Origin of the sequence: Rhodoferax sp. (assembly GCF_037143375.1) — a bacterium.
Taxonomy (GTDB): Bacteria; Pseudomonadota; Gammaproteobacteria; order Burkholderiales; family Burkholderiaceae_C; genus Rhodoferax.
The window spans coordinates 1-5,419 of sequence record NZ_JBAWYV010000182.1 but is presented as its reverse complement, the minus strand read 5'-3'; the positions used below and the strand labels follow the sequence as shown (position 1 = coordinate 5,419).

General features: G+C 56.2%; 6 protein-coding genes and 1 pseudogene. 1 reads left to right on the top strand and 6 read right to left on the bottom strand.

Annotated elements, in window-relative coordinates; all coding sequences use genetic code 11:
• The 6 genes and pseudogenes from WCG50_RS17010 to WCG50_RS16985 all read right to left on the bottom strand — a co-directional run.
• Window positions 1-89, bottom strand: a pseudogene (locus WCG50_RS17010) (23S rRNA (pseudouridine(1915)-N(3))-methyltransferase RlmH); the annotation flags it as partial.
• 11 nt (window positions 90-100) lie between these two features.
• On the bottom strand, window positions 101-913 hold the full coding sequence (gene rsfS / locus WCG50_RS17005) for a ribosome silencing factor (RefSeq protein WP_336900785.1): 813 nt from the start codon (window positions 911-913) through the stop codon (window positions 101-103).
• Window positions 913-1,536 carry a nicotinate (nicotinamide) nucleotide adenylyltransferase gene (gene nadD, locus WCG50_RS17000; RefSeq protein WP_336900784.1) on the bottom strand — a complete coding sequence of 208 codons (624 nt, stop codon included), beginning with the start codon at window positions 1,534-1,536 and terminating at the stop codon, window positions 913-915. The genes rsfS and nadD overlap by 1 nt, the downstream gene beginning before the upstream one ends.
• Window positions 1,527-2,459 carry an oxygen-dependent coproporphyrinogen oxidase gene (gene hemF / locus WCG50_RS16995; protein ID WP_336900783.1) on the bottom strand — a complete coding sequence of 311 codons (933 nt, stop codon included), beginning with the start codon at window positions 2,457-2,459 and terminating at the stop codon, window positions 1,527-1,529. The genes nadD and hemF overlap by 10 nt, the downstream gene beginning before the upstream one ends.
• 6 nt (window positions 2,460-2,465) lie before the next feature.
• Window positions 2,466-3,758: a phosphoribosylamine--glycine ligase gene (gene purD / locus WCG50_RS16990; protein ID WP_336900782.1), complete on the bottom strand. Its 1,293-nt coding sequence runs from the start codon at window positions 3,756-3,758 to the stop codon at window positions 2,466-2,468.
• Window positions 3,755-4,489 (bottom strand): YebC/PmpR family DNA-binding transcriptional regulator, encoded by a 735-nt coding sequence (locus WCG50_RS16985; protein WP_336900781.1) that lies wholly within the window; start codon window positions 4,487-4,489, stop codon window positions 3,755-3,757. Before WCG50_RS16985 ends, purD begins: the two co-directional genes overlap by 4 nt.
• Window positions 4,490-4,547: 58 nt before the next feature.
• Here WCG50_RS16985 and WCG50_RS16980 point away from each other — a divergent pair.
• The coding region (locus WCG50_RS16980) for a helicase HerA-like domain-containing protein (protein ID WP_336900780.1) at window positions 4,548-5,419 on the top strand (872 nt) is incomplete at its 3' end.

Here is a 5,419-nt window from a genome sequence, read left to right as displayed (position 1 = left end):
TCAAAGGGAAACCGCTTGGCGTAATCGTCCCAAGCGGTTTGAGCCCAGTCGGGTACGCGCTGTCCGACAGCAACAATCACCAACCTCACAACGCCCCTTCTCAGGCCTTGCGAACGGCCGCTTTTTTGGCAGGGGCTTTCTTGGCGGCAACCTTGGTAGCCGCTTGGGTCGCTGATTTTTTAGCCAACATCTTTTCAGGATCGTTGATCGTGACTTTTTTGATCGCCACTTTCTTGGCGGCTACTTTCGCAGCGGGCTTGCGCACAACCGCTTTAGGGGCAGCTTTTGCCGGTGCTTGTTGCACTTCAAGCATTTCAACCGGTGCTTTGGCAGGTGCTTTTTTGGCAGCCACTTTTCTGGCTGGCGATTTAGCAGCGCCAGACTTGGAAGCCAAGTCCTTTTTGACCTGTGCTTTAGAGGGGAATGCCAAGGCCACGCCTTTTTTGGCCGCATTGGAGCGTCGCAGACTGCCTTCGACTTCAACCACCTTTTTCGGCGCTTTGGCAGCCACTTCAGCTTCAGACTCGGCCACCGCAGGCTTGGCCGCACCCAGCTTCAGGCGCACAGGCTTCTCACCCCAAAGTTCTTCCAGGTTGTAGTACTGGCGGAAATTGGGCTGCATGATGTGCACCACGGCTTGACCGCAATCCACAATAATCCATTCACCATTGGTTTCACCTTCTACGCGTGGCTTGGCAAAGCCGGCATCACGAACTGCGTCACGCACGCTGCCAGCAAGTGCTTTGGTTTGGCGATTGGAGGTACCTGAAGCAATGATCACGCGCTCAAACAAGGCGGTGAGGTGCTCGGTATCAAACACCTGAATATCTTGGGCTTTGACGTCTTCCAGACCATCGACGATGGCACGCTGAAGTTTATGAATGTCTTTTTTTGCAACAGTGGAAGTAGTCATCAAGTAGTCTGGTAAAGGTGGTGGTCGTCAATATAACGCGCAACTGGCTCAAAAACCAGCGATGAAACGCTTTGGTGCGTTGCAATTCGGGCCCGAATTTCGGTTGCGCTAACAGGCATGGCTGGCATTTGCAGCCGCCTGAAACGAGATTCATACGACTTGGGAGCCATAAACAAGGGCTTGGCCCCCATCAAATTATCGCGCTCAGCTACACAAATTATAGCTAGTTGCAAAACGGCCTGCCATTCGCGCCAAGTTGTCAACGCGCGGGCCTGATCTTCACCCACGATCAAGAAAAACTCAGCATCTGGAAAAAGTGCTTTGAACGCACGCAAAGTGTCCACGGTGTAACTCGGGCCAACGCGTTGGGTCTCGATAGGATCCACCACAACGCAGGGCACTTTAGAAAAAGCCAACTCAGCCATCGCCAAGCGATGATGGGCTGGGCTCAGTACACGGGTTTTGTGCCAGGCCTGACCAGTGGGAACCACGCGGAGTTGATCGAGTTGCAAATCGGCAAGCGCTGTTTGCACCAGTGCCATATGAGCCAAATGAGGGGGGTCAAACGCACCCCCAAAAACACCGATTCGCCGCAAAACGGGCGGCACTGGCGTTAAACCCATTCCTTGCGGACCAGAAATTTGGCATACAAATCGGCCTCAGGCGACCCGGCTTCGGGCACGTTTTGATAAGACCAACTCACCAATGGGGGCATCGACAACAAAATCGATTCGGTACGTCCACCAGATTGCAATCCAAAATGGGTGCCGCGGTCCCAAACCAGGTTGAATTCAACATACCGACCGCGCCGGTACAACTGAAACGCCCGTTCCCGCTCACCATAAGGCGTGTCCTTACGTTTCTCAACTATCGGCAGATAGGCAGCTAAAAATGAGTCGCCCACCGACTGCATCATGGCCCGACTGGCATCAAAGCCTAATTCAGAAAAGTCATCAAAAAAGATTCCGCCCACGCCGCGTTGCTCTGAGCGATGCTTTAAATAAAAATACTCGTCGCACCAGGTTTTAAAGCGCGGGTATTTATCGTCGCCGTAGGGTGTCAGAGCGGTCTTGCATGACGTGTGAAAGTGCACGGCATCTTCTTCAAAACCATAGTAGGGCGTCAAGTCCATACCACCACCAAACCAACAAACTTCCTGACCATCACTCCCCTTGGCCGCCAACATGCGCACGTTCATGTGAACCGTGGGCACATAGGGGTTGCGCGGATGAAACACCAGCGACACACCCATCGCCTCAAACGGCGCGCCCGCCAACTCGGGACGATGTTGGGTGGCAGAAGGCGGCAATTTGGGTCCCCGCACATGCGAGAAACCACAGCCAGCGCGCTCAAAAATGTCGCCTCCTTCCAGTATCTGGGTAATGCCGTTGCCTTGCAGCATTTCGCCAGGAGCTTTTTCCCAGGTATCGGTCAAAAACGCACCACCATCGATCTTGGCAATGGCCGAAGTAATGCGCGACTGCAGGCCCTGCAAGAAGCTGCGCACCTCGTCGGTGCGTGAGGTTGTTAATACAGGCTGCGTCATAAAGCTTTAGTTTTTTGTGGCGAGATGGCCGATATCAGTGCGGTATTGCATGCCCTCAAAACGAATGCCCAGAATGATTTCGTGGGCTCGCTGCTGCGCTTGCTTGACGTTGTCAGCCAACACCGTGACGCACAAAACACGCCCGCCCGAGGTCACGAGTTCGCCATCTTTCAAAGCGGTGCCCGCATGAAACACAACAGCATCATCCTGCTCCTTGGGCAAACCACTGATGACATCGCCCTTGCGAGGGGTCATCGGGTAGCCGTGCGCGGCCAGCACCACACCCAAGGCGGTGCGGCGATCCCACTGCAACTCAATACCGTCGAGCTTGCCGTGTGGGCCCGGCTCGGTAGCGGCCAGCATCACATCGACCAGATCGGTCTTGAGGCGCATCATGATCGGCTGGGTCTCGGGGTCGCCCATGCGGCAATTGAATTCGAGGGTCTTAGTCTGGCCATCTGCGCTGATCATCAACCCAGCATACAAGAAACCGGTGTAGGCGATGCCGTCTTTTTCCATGCCCCGAATGGTGGGCAAAATAATCTCGCGCATGGCGCGGGCGTGGACATCGGGCGTGACCACCGGTGCGGGCGAATAAGCGCCCATGCCGCCGGTGTTCGGACCCATATCGCCATCCAGCAAACGCTTGTGATCCTGGCTGGCGGCCAGTGCCAGCACATTCTTGCCGTCACACATCACGATGAAGCTGGCCTCTTCGCCAGTCAAAAATTCTTCAATCACGACCCGCGCACCGCCTTCGTTGTGCGCAACGCCCAGCGTGTTGTCGAGCAGCATGAAATCAACCGCCGCGTGCGCCTCTGCCAGTGTCATGGCGACCACCACGCCTTTACCTGCCGCCAAGCCATCGGCCTTGACCACAATCGGTGCGCCTTTTTGGTCGATGTAGGCATGCGCCGCTGTGGCGTCAGTGAAGGTTTCGTAGTCGGCTGTGGGGATGCCATGGCGCTTCATGAAGGCCTTGGAAAACGCCTTGGAGCTCTCCAACTGGGCGGCTGCCTGAGTGGGGCCAAACACGCGCAAGCCGTGTTTGCGAAACTCATCCACTACACCGGCTGCCAATGGGCCTTCAGGCCCGACCACCGTGAGCACGATCTTTTGCTCAAGCGCCCAGGCGCGCAGTTCGTTGACATCGGTGATGTTGATATTTTCAAACCGGGCATCCTGCTCCGTGCCACCGTTGCCAGGCGCCACAAACAATTTGCGGACCTTGGGCGACTGCGCCAGTTTCCAGGCCAATGCATGTTCACGGCCACCGCCGCCAATCACAAGAATTCTCATAGTGCGTCGCTGTCAATCAAGGCGTTGTGGTAAATATTTTGCGTGTCGTCAAGTTCTTCGAGCACGTCGAGCAGCTTTTGCATGCGTGCGGCATCGTCACCGGTGAGCTCAATCGGGTTTTCGGCCCGCATGGTGACTTCGGCCATTTCCGGCTTTAATCCGGCGGCTTCCAGCGCATTTTTGACGGGCTCAAAATCGGCATAAGCCGTCAGCACCTCGATAGCACCATCGTCGTCCGTGATCACATCCTCGGCGCCCGCTTCCAGCGCCACTTCCATGACCTTGTCTTCATTCGTGCCGGGCGCAAAAATCAACTGGCCGCAATGCTTGAACTGGAACACCACCGAGCCTTCGGTGCCCATGTTGCCGCCGTATTTGGAGAAGGCATGACGCACTTCAGCCACGGTACGCACTTTGTTGTCGGTCATGGTGTCGACCAGAATGGCGGCGCCGCCGATGCCGTAGCCTTCGTAACGAATTTCTTCGTAGTGCACGCCTTCCTGGTTGCCGGTGGCTTTGTCGATGTTGTACTTGACCCGGTCAGCGGGCATGTTGGCGGCCTTGGCCCGCTCTACGGCCAGGCGCAAACGTGGATTGGTGGCCAGATCGCCACCACCGGCACGGGCAGCCACCGTGATTTCACGGATGATGCGCGTCCAGATCTTGCCCCGTTTTTCGTCTTGGCGACCTTTACGGTGCTGAATATTGGCCCATTTACTGTGTCCTGCCACGGGGAATCCTTCAAATGTTCGTTACGCTATTGCCTGAATTGTACTTTTTGAGAACCTCATGTCTGAACCGATCCTGATTGCACAACACGACAAAACGCAATGCTTTCTGCGTCCTGACAAGGCCAACCGCCACGGCCTCATCACGGGGGCGACGGGCACCGGCAAAACCATCACCCTGCAAACCATGGCCGAAGGTTTTTCGCGCATCGGCGTACCAGTGTTCATGGCCGACATCAAAGGCGACCTCACGGGCATCTCGCAGGCCGGCTCTTTGACGTCAAAAATGTCTACAGTCCTTTCAGAACGTGCGCTAACAGCTCCAGAATTTGTAGCATTTCCCACCACGCTGTGGGACGTGTTCGGAGAACAGGGTCACCCGGTGCGCGCCACGGTGAGCGATCTGGGGCCGCTGTTGCTGGCGCGCATGCTCAACCTCAACGAGACCCAGGCCGGCGTGCTGCAACTGGTTTTCAAAATTGCCGATGACGACGGTTTGCTGCTGCTCGACATGAAAGACCTGCGCGCCATGTGCCAGCTGGTGGGCGACAACGCCTCTGAATTCACCACCGAATACGGCAACATCAGCGCCGCCAGCATTGGCGCCATTCAGCGCGGCTTGATGCAAATCGAGTCCCAGGGCGGCGACAAGTTCTTTGGCGAGCCGATGCTCAACATCGAAGATTTCATGCAAACCGATGCCGATGGGCGTGGCGTCATCAACATTCTGGCGGCCGACAAGCTGATGAACTCGCCCCGGCTCTACGCCACGTTTTTGCTGTGGATGCTGAGCGAATTGTTTGAGCAACTGCCCGAGGTGGGCGACCTCGACAAACCCAAGATCGTGTTTTTCTTTGACGAAGCGCACCTGCTGTTTGCCGATGCACCCAAGGTGCTCCAAGAGCGCATTGAACTGGTGGTGCGCTTGGTGCG